A 20,362-nucleotide genomic window follows, 5' to 3' on the forward strand; every position below is an offset into this window, starting at 1 on the left:
GGTCCGGAAGCGCTCCGGGCGGGCCCCGCCGCGGCGCCCGGACGGCTTCCGCGGGTTACTTCCGCTGCGAGAGTTAGTCGTCCGGACACGCCCCCGACAGGCGGGAACACGCCTCCGCAGCACCCCCGTCACCACCCGGCCATCGGCCGCAATCGGGCGCCACACCACGGCAACACCCGCGCCCACCAGGCAGAACGGGTGATTGACAGGGGGCCGGGACGTTCAGCACGATGAGCGCCGAGCCCAGTCGCAGCGCCCCGGAACCGGAAGGAGGGCCGATGAGCACCGTTCGCACCACCGCCCCGGCCCGCCGCCGCTGTTGTTGTCGCGGGGCGCTCGCCCGCTGATCCCCGGCCGCCCGTCCGGCGCCCGTGCCCTCCCTCGCACCTGTGGGCCGGCACCCGCACGCCCGTACCTCCCGGTGCCTCCGCGCACCCCGGGTGCCCCCGCGTCCGCACCCCGACCCGTCCGCGCACCGACCGGTCCGCACCCAGCCCCTCCGGCGTCCGCGGTGTCCGGCGTGCTCGACACGTCCACGTCCACGTCCGCACCCACGTCCACGCCCCGGTCCGCCGCCGGGCGTCCCCGCGCACCCCCTTCACCCGCCCACCTCCCCAGGAGAGTCGAGGAACCGCCATGTCCACCGCCACCACCACCGCCCTTCGCCTGACCCCCGCCGCCGGCCGGATCGGCGCGGTCGTGCACGACGTCCGCCTCGGCGGCGACCTGTCCGCCGGGACCGTCGCCGCCGTCGAGGCCGCGCTGTACGAGCACAAGGTGCTCTTCTTCCGCGGCCAGCAGCACCTCGACGACGCCGGACACGAGGCCTTCGCCCGACTGCTGGGCCACCCGGTCGGCCACCCCACCGTCCCCAGCGCCGACGGCCGTTACGTCTTCGAACTGGACGCCACCAAGGGCGTGCGCGCCAACAACTGGCACACCGACGTCACCTTCGTGCCCTCCTACCCCAAGGCCTCGATCCTGCGCGCCCTGGAACTGCCGCCGGCCGGGGGCTCCACCGTGTGGGCCAACACCGCCGCCGCCTATCAGGACCTGCCGCAGCCGCTGAAGACGCTGGCCGAGTCGCTGCGCGCCGTGCACACCAACGACTACGACTACGCGGCGAACCTCGCCCTGCGCCCCGAACTCGCCGACAACGCCGAGGTGGCGGACCTCTTCCGCCAGGTGTTCGTCTCCACCGCCTTCCGCACCGAGCACCCGCTCGTCCGGGTGCACCCCGTGACCGGCGAGAAGAACCTCCTGCTCGGCGCGTTCGCCCAGCGGATCCAGGGCGTCCCGGGCGCCGACAGCAAGGCGCTCATCGCGCTGTTCCAGCGCTACGTGGAGCGGCTGGAGAACACCGTGCGCTGGGACTGGCAGGTCGGCGACGTCGCGATCTGGGACAACCGGGCCACCCAGCACTACGCCGTCAACGACTACGGCGACGAGCCGCGGCTGGTCCGCCGGATCACCCTGGACGGTGACCTTCCGGTGGGCACCGACGGCACGCCGAGCCGTCTGCTGGAGCCGGCCGACCCGCCGCGGGTGGCCGGGCTGGTGCCGGCCGAGGAGCTGGAGGCCGAGGCCGCCGGGGCGCGCTGACGCACCCGGCCCGGGGTCCGGTGCCGTCCGGCCCGGTCCGCACCGGCCCCGCACCGGCCCCCGGCACCACCGGCACCACCCGAACCACCGGCACCAGCAGCGAGGAAGGCGAAGCATGGTCACGGAGACAGCCCCCGGCCCGGCCCCGGTCCGGCCGCGCACCGGGGACGCGCGGCGGGACGTCAACGCCGCCGCCGTCCTGCGGACCGTGCTGGACCACGGACCGGTGGCCCGCGGCCGGGTCGCCGCGCTCACCGGGCTGAGCCCGGCCGCCGTCTCCCGCCAGGTGGTGGACCTCGCCCGGCTCGGACTGCTGCACGAGCGGCCCGCGCCGCCCGCCCCCGGCACCGGGGCGGTCGGCCGGCCGCAGCTCCCGGTGGCCGTCGACACCGCCCGGGTCGCCGTGGCCGGCCTGCACATCGGCCTGCCGTACAGCACCTTCGCCTTCCTCGACCCGCGCGGGAACGTGCTGTTCCGGCAGGAGCTGAGCAACCGGGGCCGCACCGGCCCGGCCGTGCTGCGGCCGCTGCTCGCCCGGCTCCCCCGGCTGCTGGCCGCCGCCCCGGGCGGCCGCACCGTGGTCGGCCTCGGCGCGGTCACCGGAGGCTCGGTGGACCACGAGCGCGGCCTGGTCGTCCGTCACGACCCGCTCGGCTGGCGTGACCTGCCGCTCGGCGAGCTGCTGGCGGACGCCTCCGGGCTGCCCGTCCAGGTGGACAACCACGCCCGGGCGCTGGCCCGGGCGGAGATCCTGTTCGGGCACCCGGCGGCCCGGCGCTCGATGGTGCACCTGTTCGTCGGCCACGTCGTGGACGCCGCCCTGGCGGTGGCCGGCACCGTGCACGTCGGCCCGGCCTCGCCGACCGGGGACGTCGCCCACCTGCCGGTACCGGACAGCGACGCGCTCTGCCACTGCGGCCGGACGGGCTGTCTCGCGGTCGCCGCCTCGGACACCACGCTGTTCGAGGCGGCGACCGCCGAGGGCATCACCCCGCGGCCCGACCGCGCCGGGCTGCTGGCCGCCGTCCGGGCCGGCGACCCGCGCGCCGACCGGCTGGTGCGGCGGCGCGCGGAGACCATCGGCCGCGCGCTCGCCCTGCTGGCCGACGTGGTCAACCCCGACCTGCTCGTCCTGACCGAGACCTTCGCCCTCCACCACCCGGCCTACCTGGACGTGGTGCGGGCCGAGTTCACCCGCCGCTCGCACCTGCGGCGCGACGCCGACCTGCTGATCGCCCAGCAACGCGGCGCCGACGTGCTCGCGGTGGCCGCCGGGGCCGCCGCGCTCGGCGCCCTGTACTCCCGCCCGTTGCACGCCCTGACCGCCGCCGCGGCGCGGCCCCTCCGACCCGGACCGCACGCCCCTTCCCGCAGAGGACCCCACTCGTGACCAGCTTCCCCACCGCCTCCCCGCTCTCCCGCCGGGCGCTCCTGCGCGGCGGCCTGGCCGGCGCCGGCCTGCTCGCCCTCGCCGCCTGCCGCTCCGCCGCCGACACCGCCGCCGGGAAGGCCGCGGGCGACACGGCGGGACCGCGCCGCGGCGGTGTCCTCACGGTCGGCGCCACCGTCGACTTCACGCCCGCGCTGCTGTTCGCCCAGAGCGCCAACACCCTCGTCCAGCGGCTGGTCTTCAACACCCTGACCCGCTACGACGACCAGCTGAAGCCGCAGCCCGAGCTGGCCACCTCCTGGCAGGTCGCGCCCGACGGGGCCAGCGTCACCCTCCGGCTCCGCGAGGACGTCACCTTCCACAGCGGCCGGAGGTTCACCGCCGACGACGTGGTGTTCGCCGTCAAGAACCTGCAGAACCCGGTGCGTTCGGCCCAGCTGCGCTCGACGGCCGCCGCCGTCACGGACTTCCGCAAGAACGGCGACTTCGAGCTGACGCTCGTCCTCGCCCACCCGGTCAGCAACATCTTCGACCTCTTCGAGTTCATGATCGTCCCGGACTCGGAGAGCGTCGAGGAGGCCTTCGCCGGGACACGGCTCGTCGGCACCGGCCCGTACACCTTCACCGAGCGCAGGCCCGGCAGCTCGATCACCCTCGCCCGCAACGAGAAGTACTGGAACCCCGGCCGCCCCTACCTGGACGGCGTGGAGATCCGGGTGATCCCGCAGAGCGAATCGCTGCTCTCCTCGCTGCGCACCGGCCAGACCCACCTCTCCTACCACGTCCGCGGCAAGGACCTCACCGCCCTCGCGAGCGACCCGCAGTTCCGCGTGACCTCCTACGACACCGGCGGCGGCGCCTACTACATCGGCGTCAACCTCACCGCCGAGCACGTCTCCGACAAGCGGGTCCGGCAGGCCATCGCCTGGGCGGTCGACCGCGACCGGCTGGTCCAGCAGGCGCTCGGTGGCTCCGCCACCGTCTCGGCCACGCCCTGGCCCAAGTCCTCCCCCGCGTACAGCGCCGACGCCGCCGCCCACTACCGCCACGACCCCGAGCGGGCCCGGCAGCTGCTCAGGGACGCCGGACTCACCGGCATCACCCTGCCGTTCGCGCACAGCAACGACCCGGCCAACACCGCCGTCGCGCAGATCCTCCAGTACGACCTCAAGCAGGTCGGCATCGAGACCGTCCTCCAGCCCACCGACTCGCCCACCATGCAGAAGCAGCTGATCGCCCAGAGCATGCCCGCGCTGTGGACGCTCAGCCACGGCTTCGCCCAGCTGCACCCCGCCACCCTGGCGGTGAGCGCCTACCCGTTCAACGAGGCCAGGAACAGCTCGCGGTTCTCCTCCCCCGCCTACACCGACATCGTGCAGCGCGCCTGGAAGCGGCCCGACAGCGACAGCGACGAGGCCAAGGCGCTCTACAGGCAGATCACCGACACCCTGCTGGACGAGCAGTTCGTCATCGACCTCGCCATCGCCGGCCTCTCCGAGGTCGCCGGCGGCAAGGCCCGCGGCGCCACCCTCAACAAGTTCGGCTACCTCAACCTCGACGACGCCTACCTCACGGCCTGACCGGAGGCCCGAACCCGATGCGAAGCTTCCTCCTCAAGCGGCTCCCCTCCGGGCTGCTCGTCCTCCTCCTCGCCTCCTTCCTCGTCTTCCTCATCCTGCGCCTCATCCCCGGCGACCCGGCCACCACCCTGGCCGGCCCCGACGCCGGCCCGCGGGCCGTCGCCGCGATCCGCGCGCAACTCGGCCTGGACGCGCCGCTGCTGACCCAGTACGTGCGCTGGCTGGGGGACCTGCTCACCGGCGACCTCGGGCCCAGCTACGCGATCGGCGGCCAGGTCGCCGACCTGATCGGCGACGGCATCGGCGCGACCCTCCAGCTCACCGCCGCCGCCCTGCTGCTGGTGATCCTGATCGCCCTCCCGCTGGGCGTGCTCGGCGCCACCGCCGAGCGCCGCCCGGTCGCCGCCGCCGTGCGCGCCTTCACCACCGCCGTGCTCGCCGTCCCGCCGTTCGTCACCGGCGTCCTGCTGGTCCTGCTGTTCGCGGTCACCCTCGGACTGCTGCCCGCCGGCGGTCACGAGTCCCTGCTGGACGCCCCCGACCTGGCACTGCAGTACCTGCTGCTGCCCGCCGTCTGCCTCGCCCTGCCCAGCGCCGCCGTGCTCGCCCGCTACCTCAAGGACGGCATCGAACGGGCCCTCGCCGAGGACTACGTGCGCACCGCCACCGCCGTCGGCGTATCCCGCCGCCGGATCGTCTGGCGCCACGCCCTGCCCAACGCACTGCCGTCCGCGGTGACCGTGCTCGGCCTGCAGATCGGCCACCTGGTCGCCGGAGCGGTGCTGGTGGAACGGATCTTCGCCTGGCCCGGACTCGGGCAGCTCGTCGAGCAGGGCGTGCTGCGCCGCGACTACCCCGTGGTGCAGGACCTCCTGCTGCTGATCGTCGCCGTCTACGTCGCCGTCCAGCTGCTCACCGACCTGGTGTACGCCTGGCTCGACCCCCGGATCCGGTGGGAGTAACCGATGACCGTCCTCACCGCCCCCGCGGCGGCCCGCCCCCCGCGCGCCCGCAACCGGTACCTCGCCGGACTGCTCACCGGACGCGGCCTGACCGGGCTCGCCCTGGTCGGCGCCGTCGCCCTGGCCGGACTGCTCGCGCCGCTGCTCACCGGCCACGACCCCGACGCCCAGGGCCCGCTCGCGCTGGCCGGACCGAGCGCCGAGCACCCGTTCGGCACCGACGACCTCGGCCGGGACCTCTTCAGCAGGGTCCTGCACGGCATCGCCACCGACCTGGCGCTCATCTTCGGCGCCGTCCCGGTCGGCGCGCTGCTCGGCAGCGCGCTCGCCCTGCTGGCGGCCTCCCACCGGTGGGCGGACGTCGCCGTCCAGCGGGCCTTCGACCTGGTGCTCGCCTTCCCCGGGCTGATCCTCGCACTGGCCATCACCGCCGTCCTCGGCCCGGGCCGCTGGCCGGTCTTCCTGGTCATCGCGCTCGCCGAGATCCCGCTGTTCGGACGGCAGTTGCGCTCCGGGATCCTGGTCCAGCGGGAACGCGAGTACGCGCTGGCCGCCCGGGTCGGCGGTGCCTCCCGGTTCCGGGTGCTGCTGCGGCACGTGCTGCCGAACGCCGTCGACCCGCTGATCGTGCAGACCGCGGTGGCCCTGTCCGTCGGGGTGTTCATCGAGGGTGCGATGAGCTTCCTGGGGCTCGGCGTGCGCCCGCCGGAGCCGACCCTGGGGTCGATCCTCAGCCAGTCGGTCGGCTACCTCTCCACCCATCCGACCTTCGCGGCCGCCCCGCTCGCCGCGACCACCGCGCTGGTGCTCGGCTTCACGCTGATCGCCGAGGCCCTGAACCGGGGGATCCGCCGATGACCGGCCCTTCGTCCCGCCCCGTCCTGCGGGTCACCGACCTCACCGTCGAGTTCCCCGGGACCGTCGCCGTCGACGGCGTCGGCTTCGACCTCGCCGCCGGGGACACCCTCGGCCTGGTCGGCGAGTCCGGCTCCGGCAAGTCCACCACCGCGCTCGCCCTGCTGCGGATGCTCCCCGCCGGGGGCCGGATCACCGCCGGCTCGGTGGAGCTGGCCGGGCAGGACCTCGCCGCGCTGCCCGAGCCGGCCCTGCGGGCCCTGCGCGGGCGGCGGATCGCGATGGTCTTCCAGGACCCGATGTCCTCGCTCAACCCGGTGCTCACCGTCGGCAAGCAACTCGACGAGGCGCTGCGCGCGCACGCCGACCGGGGCTCCGGCTCCGGCAAGGCCGAACGGGCGGCGCGGGCCGTGGAGTTGCTCGACCTGGTCGGAATCCCCGACGCAGCCGGCCGGCTGCGCGACCACCCGCACCAGTTCTCCGGCGGCCAGCGCCAGCGCATCATGATCGCCCTCGCCCTCGCCAACGACGCCGAGGTGCTGGTCGCCGACGAACCCACCACCGCGCTGGACCCGACCGTCCAGCAGCAGATCCTGCGCCTGCTCGGCCGGATCAACCGGGACACCGGCACCGCGCTCGTGGTGATCAGCCACGACCTCGGTGTGATCGCGCAGACCTGCCGCCGGCTGCTGGTCATGCGGCACGGCCGGGTCGTCGAGTCCGGCGACACCGCCGCGGTCCTCACCGCGCCCCGGCACCCGTACACCAAGGAGCTGCTGGCCGCCGTCCCCCGCCTGGAGACACCGTCCGGAGCCGCCGCCAACAGCGCGCCGGGCACCGAGCCGCTGCTCACCGTCACCGGCCTGCGCAAGACCTACGGCCCCCGCCGGCGCGCCGTCACCGCACTGGACGGCGTCGACCTGGAGCTCCACCCCGGCGAGACGCTCGGCCTGGTCGGCGAGTCCGGCTCCGGCAAGTCCACCCTGGCCCGCGCCCTCGTCCAGGTGCACGCCCCCGGCGGCGGCACGATCCGCTTCCGGGGCCGGGAGTTCGGCCGCGGCGGCGAACGGGCGGCCCGCCGCGAGGTGCAGATGGTCTTCCAGGATCCGTACGCCTCGCTCAACCCCCGGATGACCGCCGGGCAGATCATCGCCGAACCGCTGATCGCGCACGGCCGGGGCGACCGGGCCGCCAGGGCCCGGCGGGTCGCCGAACTGCTGGAGCAGGTCGGACTCGACCCCGCGAGCGCCGGCCGCCACCCCCGCGCCTTCTCCGGCGGCCAGCGCCAGCGCATCGGCATCGCCCGGGCCCTGGCGCCCGGACCGAGCGTGCTGATCTGCGACGAGCCGGTCTCCGCGCTGGACGTCTCGGTCCAGGCCCAGGTGCTCGACCTGCTCGCCCGGCTCCAGCGGGACCTCGGCCTCGCCGTGCTGTTCATCGCCCACGACCTCGCGGTGGTGCGGCAGGTCAGCCACCGGATCGCGGTCATGCACCGCGGCCGGATCGTCGAGACCGGGCCCGCCGACCGGGTCGTCACCGCGCCCGCGCACCCCTACACCGCCGAACTCCTGGCCGCCGTCCCGCGCCTGGACACCCCGGCCACCCCGGCCTCCCCCGTCCTCACCAGCACCCGGAGCACCGCATGAGCGCCGCCCCCGCAGCCGCCGCCGGCGACCCGTCCCGCCGCGACCCCTACGCCGGCTTCCCCGGCACCGTCGGCCGCACCTTCGCCGAGTCCGTCCCCGCCTGGCCCGACCGGGTCCGCCCGCGCGAGGGCGCGCCCAACGTCGTCGTCGTCCTGGTCGACGACCTCGGCTACAGCGACATCGGCCCGTTCGGCTCCGAGATCCCCACCCCCGTCCTGGACGGCCTCGCCGAGCGCGGCGTCAAGCTCGCCAACTACCACACCATGCCGCTCTGCTCCCCCGCCCGCGCCGCCCTGCTCACCGGCCTCAACCCGCACCGGGTCGGCTACTCCTTCGTCGCCAACGCCGACCCCGGCTTCCCCGGCTACGGCATGGAGATCGCCGACGACATCCCCACCCTCGCGGAACTGCTGCACGACGCCGGCTACGCGACCTACGCCGTCGGCAAGTGGCACCTCACCCGCGACTCCGCCTCCAACGCCGCCGACCACCGCGCCAACTGGCCGCTGCAGAAGGGCTTCGACCAGTACTACGGGGTCCTGGAGGGCCTCACCAGCCTCTTCCACCCGCACCAGCTCGTCCGCGACAACAGCCCGCTGGACATCGACGAGTTCCCCGACGGCTACTACTACACCGACGACATCACCGACCGGGCCATCGACATGGTGAAGTCGCTGCGCGCCCACGACGCCGACAAGCCCTTCCTCCTCTACCTCGCCCACAACGCGGTGCACGGCCCGCTCCAGGCCAAACCCGAGGACCTCGCCCGCCACCGGGGCCGCTACGACGGCGGCTGGGACGACCTTCGCGCCGCCCGGTTCGCCCGCCAGCTCGCCGCCGGCCACTTCCCGCCCGGCACCGAACTGCCCCCGCGCAACGCCGAACCCGGCCACGAGGTCGGCCCCTGGAACGACCTCACCGAAACCGAACAGCGGCTCTACGCCCGCTACATGGAGGTCTACGCCGCCATGGTCGACAACGTCGACCAGAACCTGGGCCGGCTCCTCGACACCCTCGCCGGGCTCGGCGAACTCGACAACACCATCGTGGTGTTCACCTCCGACAACGGCGGCACCGGCGAGGGCGGCGCCGAGGGCACCCGCAGCTACTTCAGCCGCTTCGTCCACCACCCGAACCTCCCCGCGGACTGGAACCCCGACGTCGAGCGGGAGGCCGCGCTCATCGGCGGCCCGCGCTCGCTCGTCCACTACCCGCGCGGCTGGGGCATGGCCTCCAACACCCCGTTCCGGCTCTACAAGGGCCAGACCCACGCGGGCGGCGTCCGCGTCCCCTTCGTGCTCTCCTGGCCCGCCGGCCTCCCGCGCGCCGAGGGCGACCCGGGCGTGCGCACCGCGTACCAGTACGTCACCGACCTGCTGCCCACCCTGCTCGACCTCGCCGGCGTCGAACGCCCCGCCCGGCGGGCCGGCCTCCCCGTGCAGTCCCCGGACGGCACCACCTTCGCCTCCGTGCTGCGCGACCCGGCCGCCGCCTCCACCCACCCCGAGCAGTACTGCGAGATGACCGGCAACCGCAGCTACTACCGCGACGGCTGGAAGCTGGTCACCCTGCACCGCCCCGGCAGCCCGTACGACGACGGCGAGTGGGCGCTGTACGACCTGCGCACCGACCCCACCGAGATCCACGACCTGGCCGCCGAACGGCCCGGCCTCGTCAAGGAGCTCTCGCTGGCCTGGGAGGAGGCCGCCCGCCGCAACGGCGTCTTCCCGCTCGCCGACGGCAGCGGCGCCCTCGCCCGGCGCCACCCCGACGACGCCCGGCTGCGCCGCCCGCTGCGCCTGCTCGCCGGCACCCCCGAGCTGGAGCGCTACCGCTCCTCCCGGCTGATCTCCTTCCGCTCCTTCACCATCGAGGCCGAACTCGCCCACCACGGCGCCGGGGACGCGGGCGTGCTCGTCTCGCACGGCGACCAGGGCGGCGGCTACAGCCTCTACGTGGAGGACGGCCGGCTGCGCTTCGCCTACAACCAGTACGGGGAGCTCCTGGAGGCCGACGCCGGCCCGCTCGCCCCCGGCGCCCGCCTGGTCACCGTCGAGGCGACCGCGGTGGCCGGACTGCGGTGGGAGTTCCGGCTGCTGGTCGACGGCGTCGCGACCGGCCGGCTCGGGCCCGTCCACCAGCTGATCGGGATGGCCCCGTTCCAGGGCATCAGCGTCGGTGTCGACCGCAAGTCCCCGGTGTCCTGGCCGCTCTGGGAACGCCACCGCTCGTTCCGGTACACCGGCGGGCTGCGCGCCGTCACCTACCTCCCCGGCGACCCCGCCCCCGACGACCCGGAGACCGTCGCCGGGGCGCTGCGGGAGGCCGCCGCGGCCTTCGAATAACCGATCATCACGCTAACCTCGACAGGCGTGCCGTCCGTCGTACCGCTCGTCGTACCGTCCGTCACATCTGCCCGGGGGAACCGTGATCGCCGAAATCCTGCCCGCCGCCGTCGTCGTCGAGACCGCCTTCTCCGACCCGTCCGAGGCCCGCCTCGAACCCGAGGAGGCGGCGGTCGTCACCCGCGCCGTCGAGTCCCGCCGCCAGGAGTTCACCACCGTCCGCCACTGCGCCCGCCTCGCCCTCGGCCGGCTCGGCGTCCCCTACCGCCCGCTGGTCCCCGGCCTGCGCGGGGCCCCGAGCTGGCCCGACGGCGTCGTCGGCTCGCTCACCCACTGCGCCGGGTTCCGCGCCGCCGCGGTCGCGCACGCCGCCGACGTCCTCTCCGTCGGCATCGACGCCGAACCCGCCCTCCCGCTGCCCGAGGGCGTCCTCGACGCGATCGCCCTCCCCGCTGAACAGCGGCGCGACACCGCCCTCACCGCCGACCACCCCGGCATCCCGTGGGACCGCATCCTCTTCAGCGCCAAGGAGTCCGTCTACAAGACCTGGTTCCCGCTCACCCACACCTTCCTCGACTTCTCCGAGGCCGACCTCACCCTCCGCCCCGACGGCACCTTCACCGCCACCCTCCTCGTCCCCTCCCCCCTCCCCACCCTCGCCGGCCGCTGGCGCGTCCACGACGGCCACCTCGCCACCGCCATCACCGTCCTGCGGTAGGGCCGGGACCGCAACCGCCGACACCTGCTCCGCCGGAACAGCGCCCGACGGGAGCCGTGCGCCATGCCGCCCGGGCCGGGTACGGGCCGCACCTCCGTCCCTCCCGGGTCCCGCTCGCGGATCACCCCGGACGAGCGCGCGCCGCGGCCGCCCACCACCCCGGCCCGCGGCCCGCCCGACCCGGGCCCGGCCGCGCGGACTCCCCCGACGACCGGATCCCCGCGTTCGTCGTCACGGACGCGGCGGTTCACCGGCCCGCGGCACCGCGCCGGCCGGAGCCGGTCACGGAGGGCGTCTGCGGTCCCGGCGGGGGCGGGTCAGATCCAGCCGTGACGGCGGGCCCGGCGGAGGGCGGCGGGCGGGTCGGCGGCGGCGAGTCTGGCGGTGAGGGCCGGGGGGAGGTCGGCGGTGGCCCCGTGGGCGGCGAGGTCGAGGAGGTCGAGTTCGCCGGCCGTCAGCACGGTGGTGTCGGTGCCGAGGGTGTCCGGGTGGACATGCCGTCCGCCGGCGTGGACGGCGCGCAGGACGCGGGCGAGGTCGGCGGCGGAGACGCTGCGGGGCAGGAAGGCCCGGGCCCCGGCCCGCAGCGCGCGGCGGACGTCGGCCGGGCGGTCGTGCCCGGTGACGATCACGGTGCGGCAGTCCGGCAGCAGGGTGCGGAGCCGGACGACGGCGTCGAAGGCCGGGGCGCGCAGGCCGAGGACCACGATGTCGGGCCGCCGGGCCTCGGCCAGCGCCAGGACGGCCGGGACGGAGCCGGCCCGGGCGACGACCCGCAGGCCCTCCTCCAGGGCGAGCAGGCCGGCCAGGACGGCCCGGCGGCCGGGGTCGTGGTCGGCCAGGAGCAGGCGGAGAGCGGGGCGTTCGGTCATGTGCTCCAGCCTTCCGGCGGCTCCGGGGCGGCAGAAGTGCGTGCACTCACCGAGGGTGATGAGAATCATCATGCCCGGCCGGTGACGGATGTCATGACGGAGCACCGCCCGGTGGCACCGAGGGCGCGGATCCGCAGGTCGGGGCCGAGGTGGGGCCGGGGGCTCATGCTCCTGGGACAACGGTGGAGGGAGGGTGGTGGTGCGTCGCCCGTAGAACTGGAGTGCGGGCAGGGATGATCACGAGGTGTCACTATGAGTAGCCATTCTGTGAGCGAGGTTCCCGCCCTGACGGTGACCGTGCACACCCAGGAGGAGGACGGGAGCACCGGCCAGCTGCTCGGCTACGGACTGCTGACCAGCACGAGGACCGTGCTGGTGCCGAATCCGGTCGAACCGCTGGCCGACCCCTGGCGGAGATTCGTCGCCCGGATATCACGCCCCCCGGGAGGTGCCGCCAACACGGTGAGCGTTCCGGTCGGCGGCATCAGCACGGCGGCCCTGGACGGGGACGGGATCGTCGCGGCGGCGGCGGTGCTGACGCTGGTCCGGGAGGAGTCGTACCCGGTGGCGGTCGTGAGCGCCACCAAGGCGCAGCTGGGCGCGGCCCTGCGGCAGTACCACGGGGACCAGTGGGCGACCTACGCCCACCTGGGATTCCAGGTGGTGCCGCCGGCGCAGGTCGGGCCGGCGGACACCTGGTGGCGCGGACAGAGCGCGGCCGGCGCCGGAGTGAGCGCGGACGCCGTCACGTACGCGGCCAAGACCTGCTGCAGCAGCCGGGTCTGCTGCTGACCGGGGCCGTGGCGGCGTGGGAGGCAGCGATGGATCGACGGTGGCGGTGACGTGATGACGGCGGTGGCGCAGGGGCAGGAGCGGACGCGGCGGCGGGGGGCGGGGCGGTGGCTGCAGTCGGTGTGGCTGCAGGACTCCGCGCTGGCCGTGGCGGCGGTCATTCCGGAGCTGTTCTACTTCGGCACGATGATCGCCCCGTGGGCGGACTGGCGGCAGCGGATGTGGATGCTGCTGCTCGCCCTCGCCGAGGCGCTGGCCCTGCTGGTCCGCCGCCGCCGTCCGCTGGCGGTGTTCGCCGCCGTGTGGGCGATCGCCGTCACCGCCGACCTGCTGTCGTTCGCCGACGCGGTCGACTACACCCCGTGCTTCGGTCTGCTGATCGCCCTCTACACCGTCGCCGCGCAGTACCGACTGCGGGTCGCCCTGGCGGTGCTGGTGCTGGGCCTCGTCCCGATGGGGCTGGCGATCGCCGAGACGATCGGCAGCTACCACGGCCCGATGACCGTCCCCGTCCTGGTCGCGAACATCGCCTTCTACGTCCCCGTGACGCTGGTGGTGTGGGGGTTCGCCCGGTGGAGCCTGGCGACCAGGACGGCGGCGGAGCGCCAGCGGGAGGAGGTCGCCGAGGCGCGGCTGCGGGTCACCCGGGAACGGGTGCGGATCGCCCGGGAGCTGCACGACATCGTGGCCAACGCCGTCGCGGTGATCGTCATGCGGGCGGAGACGGCCCGGGCCACGGCCCTGGAGGACCCGGCGCGCGCCGAGGCGTTCGCGCACATCGAGGCCCTCGGCCGGTCGACGATGGCCGAGCTGCGGCACATGCTGCGGCTGCTGCGCAGTTCGGAGGCGGCGACCGAGGGCGGGTACACCCACGGGCTGGGCGATCTGGAGCAGCTGATGGCGAACGTCCGCAAGGCCGGTGTCCGGATCTCGCTGGAGACGAGGGGCACGCCGCTGCGGGTCGACGACAGCGTCGGCCAGACGGCCTACCGGCTGGTCCAGGAGGCCGCCACCAACATCACCAAGCACGCCGGCCCGGGCACCCGGGCGGTCGTGCGGATCACCTGGGACCGGGCGCTGCTCATCGAGGTGGTGGACGACGGCGCAGGCCGGCCGCCGGACGGCGGGCAGGAGCTGTCGACCGGTCACGGTCTGCTGGGGCTGCGCGAGCGGGTCGCCCTGTACGGCGGACTGCTGAGCGCGGAGCCCTACGGTCCCGGGTTCCGGGTGGCGGCGGCGCTCCCGGTCTCCACGGCGGTCCCCGCGGCGGGCGGCGCGGCGGGCAGCACGGCGACGCGGACGGCACGGTAGGGCCGCCGGGGGGCGCGCGGCGGCACGGGGCCGGAGCCGGGAACGGCGGGCCGGTCAGCGGACGGCGTCGGAGAGGCGGGTGAAGGTGCGGCCCGCCGCCAGCATGCCCGGGAGGGCGGCGGCGACGCCGCGGGCGGTGCCGGAGCCGGGGTGGTTCAGGTGGCCGATCACGATCCCGCCCGGTGCGGCGGCGGTGAGCTCGCGCTGGACCTGGGCGGCGGGGAGGGTGGCGCCGCCGTCGGCGTTGGTGCTGAAGCCGGCGATCCGCTGGCCGAGGTCGGCGGCGACGCGGGTGGCGACGTCGTCGTAGTGGGCGGTGCCCGAGCGGAAGAAGCGGGGCGGGCGGCCGAGGAGGGCGGTGAGCTTGGCCAGGTTGCCCGCGATCTCGTCGTAGACCTCGCCCGCGTCCCGGGTGCCGGCGATGCCGTAGGCGGAGCGGCCGGTCACGGAGAGGGGGCGGTGGGCGGTGCCGTGGTTGGCGATCTCGAACAGGGGGTCGGCGGCGAGGGCCTCGAAGAGGGCGGGGTTGGCGTCGATCCAGCGGGCGTTGAGGAAGAGGGTCGCGGGGACGCCGTGGCGGCGGAGGGTGTCGACGAGGGCGGCGTCGTAGCCGGAGCCGCCGGGACCGCCGCAGGCGTCGAAGGTGAGTGCGACGGCCGGACCGGCGGCCCTGGGGAGGGTGGTGAGCACACCGGGGACGTCCGGGCCCCAGATCGTCGGGGCGGCCCCGGCGTAACGGGCGGTGACGGCCGCGCGGGTGGGGACGGCGGTGGCGGGCGCGGGTGCCGCCGCGGGGGCGGAGGTGGCGGCGGTGGGCGCCGGGGTCTCCGTGGGCGTGGGTGTCGGGGACGGGTCCGGGGTCCGCGTGGCCGTCGGCACCGGTGTCGGGTCCGGGCTCCGCACGGGTGGGGGCGTCGGTGCGGCCGGGGCCGCGGGCGCCGGCGGGGCGGGGGTCGGCTGCCCGGGCGAGCCCGTCGGCCGGGGGGAGGCCGTCGGCGCGCAGGCGGCCAGGGCGGTGCCGGCCGCGGCTGCCAGGAGGGTCCGCCGACTGAGTGACATGAGGGCTCCGGAGCTGTCCGACTGTCAGATGATCTACCCCTATCAGAGGGTCCCGACGGCGGACGGCGCAACCCGGGCGGCCTTCACAGGCTCGCCGCACCCAGGTGGGGCCCGGCTCACCGGGGGTTCACCGGCGGGGGTATGAGGCGGACCGCAGGCAGACCCGAGGATCGCGGAGGTTTCCGGATGACCGAGGACATGCACGGCGAGCGGGCGCCGCTGGGGCGGCGCGGGCTACTGGCGGCGGGCGCCCTCGGGGCGGCGGTCGCCGCGACCACGGCGGCGACGGGCACCGCGCGGGCCGCCGACGGCCCCGCCACCGGAGCCGGGAGCGGAACCGCCGCCGAACGGACCATCACCCTGACCGGCACCCTCCCCACCGGCGCCCCCGACTTCGTCCACCTCCCGTTCGACGTCCCGTCCGGGGTCCGCGAGATCGCCGTCTCCTACCAGTACGACAAGCCGGCCGTGCCGCCCGGCACCCCCGGCAACTCCTGCGACATCGGGCTCTTCGACGAACGCGGCACCGAACTCGGCGGACGCGGCTTCCGCGGCTGGTCGGGCGGCTTCCGGACGGAGTTCGCGGTGAGCCGGGAGCAGGCCACCCCCGGCTACCTCCCGGGCCCGATCCGCCCGGGCCGCTGGCACGTCGTGCTCGGGCCCTACCAGGTGGCGCCGCAGGGGCTGGCGTACCGGGTCGACGTGACGCTGCGCTCCGGCGCACCGGGCGGCGAGTTCACCCCCGCCTACCCGCCCGAGCGCGCCCGGGGGCGCGGCCGGGCCTGGTACCGGGGCGACTGCCACCTGCACACCGTGCACTCCGACGGGCGGCGCCTGCCGGCCGAGGTCGCCGCCGGCGCACGCGCGGCCGGGCTGGACTTCATCGTGTCGACGGACCACAACACCAGCTCCGCGCACGGGGTCTGGGGCCCGCTGGCCGGCCCGGACCTGCTGATCCTGCTCGGCGAGGAGGTCACCACCCGCAACGGGCACTGGCTGGCGCTGGGCCTGCGGCCGGGCCAGTTCGTCGACTGGCGCTACCGCTCCCGCGACGAGGCCTTCCCGAGCCTCGCCCGCCAGGTGCGCCGACAGGGCGGCCTGGTGGTGCCGGCCCACCCGTACTGCCCGTACGTCGGCTGCCTGTGGAAGTTCGGCTACGAGGACACGGACGCCGTCGAGGTGTGGAACGGCCCCTGGACGTACGACGACGAGTCGGCGGTGGACAGCTGGGACGCCCAGCTGGCGGTGGCGCTGCGCGACGGCCGCTCCTGGCTGCCCGCGATCGGCAACAGCGACGCGCACAGCACCCCGCAGGTGATCGGCTCGCCGCACACCGTCGTGTTCGCCGAGGACCTCAACCGCGACGACGTCCTCGACGGCCTGCGCGCCGGCCGCAGCTGGCTGGCGGAGTCGGCGGCCGTCCGGCTGGAGTTCACCGCGACCGGTGCCGGTCGGCAGGCCGGGATCGGCGGGGAGCTGGAGGTCCCGGCCGACGCGCCGGTGGACGTCCGGCTCACCGTCGCCGGGGTGCCGGGCGGCACGGTGCGGTTCGTCACCGACGAGGGCCAGCTGCACCAGGAGTCGCTGCCCGCCGACGGCGCGGGCACGGTGGTCTGGCGGACCACGGCCTCGCTCGCCGCGTACGTGCGGGCCGAGGTGCGGCACCCGAAGGCGGACGGGACGCCGGGCCGGGGCAACTCGATGGGCCCCGACCTGCCGTGGGGGCCCATGGCGGCGCTCACCAACCCGATCGTGCTGCGCGTCCGGGGGTGACCCGACCGGGGCCGGCGGCGGGGCCGGGGCCGGGGCCGGGAGCGCTTCCCCGGCCGGGGAACGGCCCGAGGTGACCGGGGGGCGACGGGAAGGCGGGGGGACGGCGAGGGGAGGGCGGGAGCTCCGGGGAGGAGAGGACTCCGGGGTCTGCGGTGGACTAGGTTGATCTCCGACAGCAGTCACTCGAATGGACGAGTCCGGTCGGCTGTCCGCACGGCCGGGCCGGCCCCCTCGCGCTCCGGCCGTCCCGCCCCGGCTCCCCGTCCGTCCCGGCCCGCGAAGGGATCACCAGCTGTGAACCGTACGACCGTAGGTGGGCCGGAGCTCGGAGGCGGACGGGGGGCGGGCAGCGTGGTCGTCCTCTCCGACCCGGCCGCCGGTGCCGGGAGCGGCGCGGTCGCCCCGCTGGTCGCGGACGCGCTCTTCCCGAGCGTCCACCTGCGCGCGGAGGACTTCCGGCGGGCGGTCCGGCAGGGGTACGTCGAGGCGGACCGGCCGGAGGCCCGGCGGCAGAACGTGACCGCGCTGGCGGCCACCGCCCAGGCGGCCTTCGCCTTCGCCTCGGGCGGCTACCAGGTGGTGGTGGAGGGTTCGGTCGCGCCGACGGCGCTGGACGCCTTCCGCCGGGAGAGCCGGGCGACGGGGGCGGCGCTGCACTACGTGGTGCTGCACGGCGGCACGGTGGCGGAGGCGGACGGCTCGGCGACCAACGACGCCGAGGTCACGGCCGACACGGTGCTGGCGGGGCTGCGGCGGGGGGCGTACCTGCTGGGGTGGTGAGCCCCGGCGCGCGGCCCGCCCGGGAGCCCGGTGCACGGGCCCGGCGCCCCGGACTCCCGGGCGGACCGCCCGGAAACGGCAACGGGGCGGTCCACCGGTCCGGGGGAGAGCCGGTGGACCGCCCCTGCGGCGCGGCGCCTCGGCGTCCGCCCTCCCACAAAGGCGGACACCGGGCGGCCGATGGCCCGGCGCCCGCACGGGGGTGACGTGCGCCGGTGGCGGTGCCGCCACCCTGGACTACGGGTGACGGCCCCTGAACGGTTCATGCCCTGCCGGTTGTGGGCGCATGCTTCCCGAAAGGGCACGAAAGGGGACGGAGGGACCCGGTCCCTCCGTCCCCTCCCGCCCCCTCCCGGACCGGCGCCGACCGGCACGGCACGGCCGGAACGGTCAGCCCGCCCAGGCCGCGCGGTGCGTCTCCAGGATCGGCCGCAGCGCGCGAACGGCGTAGAAGTTGCGGGACTTCACCGTGCCGACCGGCACGCCCAGCAGCCGCGCCACCTCCGCCATCGACCGGCCCCGCATGTGCAACTCCACCAGCACGTCCCGGTGGTGGGGCTGGAGCTCGGCCATCGCCACCGCGACGTCCCGGGCGACCAGCACCTCGTCGTACGGGTCGTGGGAGCCGGCGTGGTCCTCCGGGGTCTCGTCCGCGACCTCCTGGGCACGGGCGGCCTGCATCCGGTAGTGGTCGATGGCGATCCGGCGCGCCACCGTGAACAGCCAGGGGCGGCTGTGCTCGGGACCGCGGTGCATGGCCGCCGGGTTCTGCCAGGCCCTCAGCAGGGTCTCCTGGACGATGTCCTCCGCCTTGCCGCGGTCACCGCTGGTCACCCGGAGCATCGCCCGCAGCAGGTAGCCGCCGTGCAGGCGGTAGAGCTCGGCGAGGGTGTCCTGGTCCAGGGTGGGCCGGGCGGCCGCCGGGGCGGGTACCGGAGCGGGTACCCGGGACTCCTCGGTGGTCGTCCCGGCGTTGGCGGTAGCGTCGATGGCCACGGCTGTTGAGCCCCTTACGACATTCGTCATTCGTCGGTACCGCGGTCGGGCGGCACCTGGGTCGATCGCTGTCTCGGTGCACCGGGGCATGCCACCGCGATCGGGCCGCTCCCCCCGGACGGTGTCACGCTGGCAGCCCGCGCCAACGGCGGGCCAACGCGGGCGCGGCGGGCGGCGTTGGCGCGGCGTTGGACCCGCGTTGGCGGGCCCGGAGGCTCGTACGTCCGGGGGCTCCGGCCGCCCGCCTCCCCCGGCCCCCGGAACCGCGGCGCGCCGGTCAGACCGGTGCGCCGCCGCCGTCCCGCCGGCGCCGGATCCGCACCGCGGCGGCCGCCAGGCCGATCAGCGCGACGCCGCCCAGGCTCGCCCCGGTGATCGCCGACGCCAGGTGCACCGCCGAGCGGTCCGGCGGCGGCGGGACGACGACCGGATCGGCCGCCGCCGGCGCCGCGACCGCGGACGGCGTCCCGGCCACGACGGCCGTCACCGTGTCCACCGCCCCCCAGCCGACCGCCGGATCGGGCAGCGCGGTGCCGGGCCGGTAGGCGGTCGCCCGCAGCCGGTCGGCGAGCTGCTCGACGCTCAGCGACGGCGACCGGCCGAGCACCAGGGCCGCCGTCCCGGCCACCAGGGCGGCGGCGTAGCTCGGGCCGGAGGCGGTGAAGGTGCCGCCGCCCGGGCCGGCGGCCAGCAGGGCCTCCCCCGGCGCGGCCACGTCCACCCGGGAGACCCGCCCGGGGGCGACGACGGCCTCCGGGGCCGCGGCGCTCCCGGACGACGAGCCCTGCGCCGACGCGCCGGCCGGGGCGCCGTCGGCGCCGATCGCGGCCACCGCGAACACTCCGGGGAAACCGGCCGGGTAGACCGGTCCGGCCACCGACTGGCCGTCCGGCCCGGCCGGGGCGACCAGCAGCGTCCCCTTCGCCGTCGCGTAGGCGACCGCCTCGGCCAGTGCCGGCGCGGCCTCGGCGATCGGCGCCGCCACCACGGCGACCCGGGCGCCGCCGTCGGCCGCCGCCCGGATGCCCCGGGAGAGCAGGTCGGCGTTGGTGCTCCCGGCGTCGTCGGTGGCGGCGACGGCCAGCACCTTCGCCGCGGGGGCGACGCCGGACGGCCCGCCGTCGGCGGGCCGGCGGCCGGCCACCAGGGTGGCCAGGACGGTGCCGTGGCCGACGCAGTCCCGGCCGGCGTCGCCCTCGCCGTGCAGCCGGGGGCCGAGCACGAGCCGGCCGGCCAGCGGGCCGGAGCCCGCCCCGGCCGCGGCCTCCACGCCGGAGCCGATCACGGCAACCGTCACCCCGGAGCCCCGGCCCAGCGGCCAGACGGCCTCCGGCCGCAGGAAGGCCTGCGACCAGGAGGGGCGGTCGACGGCCCGGGCGGCCGGCTTGCGGCAGCCGTTCTGGCGGACGTCCGGGAGCGTCTGCGCCATGGCGGGAACGTCGCCACCGCCCGCCGCCGCACCGGCTGACGCACCGGCGCCCGTACCCGCGGCCGGGGCGGCGGTCTTCCCCTCGGTGGCCGCCGGAAGGGTCGGCCCTCCCGGCACGGTGACGGAGGACGGGTCGCTCGCCGGTGCGACGGCCGCCGCACCGAGCGCAGCCGCCGGGGCCGCCGCCGGGCCGAGGACGGCGAGGCCGCAGGCGGCCGCGACGGCCGTCCGGCGGGCGGCCGGGCGGCGCGG

At 76.2% G+C, this 20,362-nt stretch carries 16 protein-coding genes; 12 read left to right on the forward strand and 4 right to left on the reverse strand.

Annotation, left to right across the window (positions count from 1 at the left end; all coding sequences use genetic code 11):
* Window positions 1-636 precede the first annotated feature (636 nt).
* The 8 genes from ACFCX4_RS02090 to ACFCX4_RS02125 all read left to right on the forward strand — a co-directional run bounded on the left by ACFCX4_RS02090 (window position 637) and on the right by ACFCX4_RS02125 (window position 11,098).
* Window positions 637-1,602 (forward strand): TauD/TfdA dioxygenase family protein, encoded by a 966-nt coding sequence (locus tag ACFCX4_RS02090; RefSeq protein WP_376138107.1) that lies wholly within the window; start codon window positions 637-639, stop codon window positions 1,600-1,602.
* A gap of 115 nt (window positions 1,603-1,717) precedes the next feature.
* Window positions 1,718-2,992, forward strand: a complete 1,275-nt coding sequence (locus ACFCX4_RS02095) for an ROK family protein (protein WP_376138108.1) — start codon at window positions 1,718-1,720, stop codon at window positions 2,990-2,992.
* Window positions 2,989-4,572, forward strand: coding sequence for an ABC transporter substrate-binding protein (locus ACFCX4_RS02100; protein WP_376138110.1), 1,584 nt, complete (start codon window positions 2,989-2,991; stop codon window positions 4,570-4,572). Before ACFCX4_RS02095 ends, ACFCX4_RS02100 begins: the two co-directional genes overlap by 4 nt.
* Window positions 4,573-4,589: 17 nt before the next feature.
* Window positions 4,590-5,534 (forward strand): ABC transporter permease, encoded by a 945-nt coding sequence (locus tag ACFCX4_RS02105; RefSeq protein WP_376138111.1) that lies wholly within the window; start codon window positions 4,590-4,592, stop codon window positions 5,532-5,534.
* Window positions 5,535-5,537: 3 nt separating this feature from the next.
* Window positions 5,538-6,392 (forward strand): ABC transporter permease, encoded by an 855-nt coding sequence (locus ACFCX4_RS02110; RefSeq protein WP_376138113.1) that lies wholly within the window; start codon window positions 5,538-5,540, stop codon window positions 6,390-6,392.
* Window positions 6,389-8,035 carry an ABC transporter ATP-binding protein gene (locus tag ACFCX4_RS02115; RefSeq protein WP_376138114.1) on the forward strand — a complete coding sequence of 549 codons (1,647 nt, stop codon included), beginning with the start codon at window positions 6,389-6,391 and terminating at the stop codon, window positions 8,033-8,035. The genes ACFCX4_RS02110 and ACFCX4_RS02115 overlap by 4 nt, the downstream gene beginning before the upstream one ends.
* On the forward strand, window positions 8,032-10,380 hold the full coding sequence (locus tag ACFCX4_RS02120; RefSeq protein WP_376138116.1) for an arylsulfatase: 2,349 nt from the start codon (window positions 8,032-8,034) through the stop codon (window positions 10,378-10,380). Before ACFCX4_RS02115 ends, ACFCX4_RS02120 begins: the two co-directional genes overlap by 4 nt.
* An 82-nt stretch (window positions 10,381-10,462) precedes the next feature.
* Complete coding sequence (locus tag ACFCX4_RS02125; protein WP_376138118.1) at window positions 10,463-11,098, forward strand: 4'-phosphopantetheinyl transferase; 636 nt, start codon at window positions 10,463-10,465, stop codon at window positions 11,096-11,098.
* A gap of 317 nt (window positions 11,099-11,415) precedes the next feature.
* Here ACFCX4_RS02125 and ACFCX4_RS02130 read toward each other — a convergent pair whose 3' ends face one another.
* Complete coding sequence (locus ACFCX4_RS02130) at window positions 11,416-11,970, reverse strand: response regulator transcription factor (protein WP_376138120.1); 555 nt, start codon at window positions 11,968-11,970, stop codon at window positions 11,416-11,418.
* A 252-nt stretch (window positions 11,971-12,222) separates the two neighbouring features.
* Here ACFCX4_RS02130 and ACFCX4_RS02135 point away from each other — a divergent pair, with 252 nt between their 5' ends.
* Entirely contained in the window at window positions 12,223-12,762 is a 540-nt protein-coding gene (locus ACFCX4_RS02135) for a hypothetical protein (protein ID WP_376138121.1), read from the forward strand.
* A 120-nt stretch (window positions 12,763-12,882) separates the two neighbouring features.
* Entirely contained in the window at window positions 12,883-14,073 is a 1,191-nt protein-coding gene (locus tag ACFCX4_RS02140; RefSeq protein WP_376138123.1) for a sensor histidine kinase, read from the forward strand.
* 54 nt (window positions 14,074-14,127) lie between these two features.
* On the opposite strand, the gene ACFCX4_RS02145 is transcribed toward ACFCX4_RS02140, so the two are convergent.
* Window positions 14,128-14,952, reverse strand: coding sequence for a polysaccharide deacetylase family protein (locus ACFCX4_RS02145; protein ID WP_376138124.1), 825 nt, complete (start codon window positions 14,950-14,952; stop codon window positions 14,128-14,130).
* 366 nt (window positions 14,953-15,318) lie between these two features.
* Here ACFCX4_RS02145 and ACFCX4_RS02150 point away from each other — a divergent pair, with 366 nt between their 5' ends.
* Together ACFCX4_RS02150 and ACFCX4_RS02155 are read left to right on the forward strand one after the other, a co-directional pair.
* Window positions 15,319-16,905 (forward strand): CehA/McbA family metallohydrolase, encoded by a 1,587-nt coding sequence (locus tag ACFCX4_RS02150; RefSeq protein ID WP_376138126.1) that lies wholly within the window; start codon window positions 15,319-15,321, stop codon window positions 16,903-16,905.
* Between the two features lie 294 nt (window positions 16,906-17,199).
* Window positions 17,200-17,685: a hypothetical protein gene (locus ACFCX4_RS02155; RefSeq protein ID WP_376138127.1), complete on the forward strand. Its 486-nt coding sequence runs from the start codon at window positions 17,200-17,202 to the stop codon at window positions 17,683-17,685.
* A gap of 390 nt (window positions 17,686-18,075) precedes the next feature.
* Here the strand turns inward: ACFCX4_RS02155 and ACFCX4_RS02160 are convergent, their stop codons facing one another.
* Window positions 18,076-18,681: a sigma-70 family RNA polymerase sigma factor gene (locus ACFCX4_RS02160; RefSeq protein ID WP_376138128.1), complete on the reverse strand. Its 606-nt coding sequence runs from the start codon at window positions 18,679-18,681 to the stop codon at window positions 18,076-18,078.
* 277 nt (window positions 18,682-18,958) lie between these two features.
* Complete coding sequence (locus ACFCX4_RS02165) at window positions 18,959-20,110, reverse strand: S8 family serine peptidase (RefSeq protein ID WP_376138130.1); 1,152 nt, start codon at window positions 20,108-20,110, stop codon at window positions 18,959-18,961.
* Window positions 20,111-20,362: the final 252 nt, after the last annotated feature.

It is taken from the genome of Kitasatospora sp. NPDC056327 (genome assembly GCF_042261735.1).
Lineage (GTDB): Bacteria > Actinomycetota > Actinomycetes > Streptomycetales > Streptomycetaceae > Kitasatospora.

Excerpts from the sequence above, each read along its gene's own strand:
- ACFCX4_RS02150 (WP_376138126.1), top strand. The coding sequence starts at position 15,319 with ATGACCGAGGACATGCACGGCGAGCGGGCGCCGCTGGGGCGGCGCGGG.
- ACFCX4_RS02110 (WP_376138113.1), top strand. The coding sequence starts at position 5,538 with ATGACCGTCCTCACCGCCCCCGCGGCGGCCCGCCCCCCGCGCGCCCGC.
- ACFCX4_RS02105 (WP_376138111.1), top strand. The coding sequence starts at position 4,590 with ATGCGAAGCTTCCTCCTCAAGCGGCTCCCCTCCGGGCTGCTCGTCCTC.
- ACFCX4_RS02165 (WP_376138130.1), bottom strand. The coding sequence starts at position 20,110 with ATGGCGCAGACGCTCCCGGACGTCCGCCAGAACGGCTGCCGCAAGCCG.
- ACFCX4_RS02130 (WP_376138120.1), bottom strand. The coding sequence starts at position 11,970 with ATGACCGAACGCCCCGCTCTCCGCCTGCTCCTGGCCGACCACGACCCC.
- ACFCX4_RS02095 (WP_376138108.1), top strand. The coding sequence starts at position 1,718 with ATGGTCACGGAGACAGCCCCCGGCCCGGCCCCGGTCCGGCCGCGCACC.
- ACFCX4_RS02120 (WP_376138116.1), top strand. The coding sequence starts at position 8,032 with ATGAGCGCCGCCCCCGCAGCCGCCGCCGGCGACCCGTCCCGCCGCGAC.
- ACFCX4_RS02090 (WP_376138107.1), top strand. The coding sequence starts at position 637 with ATGTCCACCGCCACCACCACCGCCCTTCGCCTGACCCCCGCCGCCGGC.
- ACFCX4_RS02115 (WP_376138114.1), top strand. The coding sequence starts at position 6,389 with ATGACCGGCCCTTCGTCCCGCCCCGTCCTGCGGGTCACCGACCTCACC.
- ACFCX4_RS02135 (WP_376138121.1), top strand. The coding sequence starts at position 12,223 with ATGAGTAGCCATTCTGTGAGCGAGGTTCCCGCCCTGACGGTGACCGTG.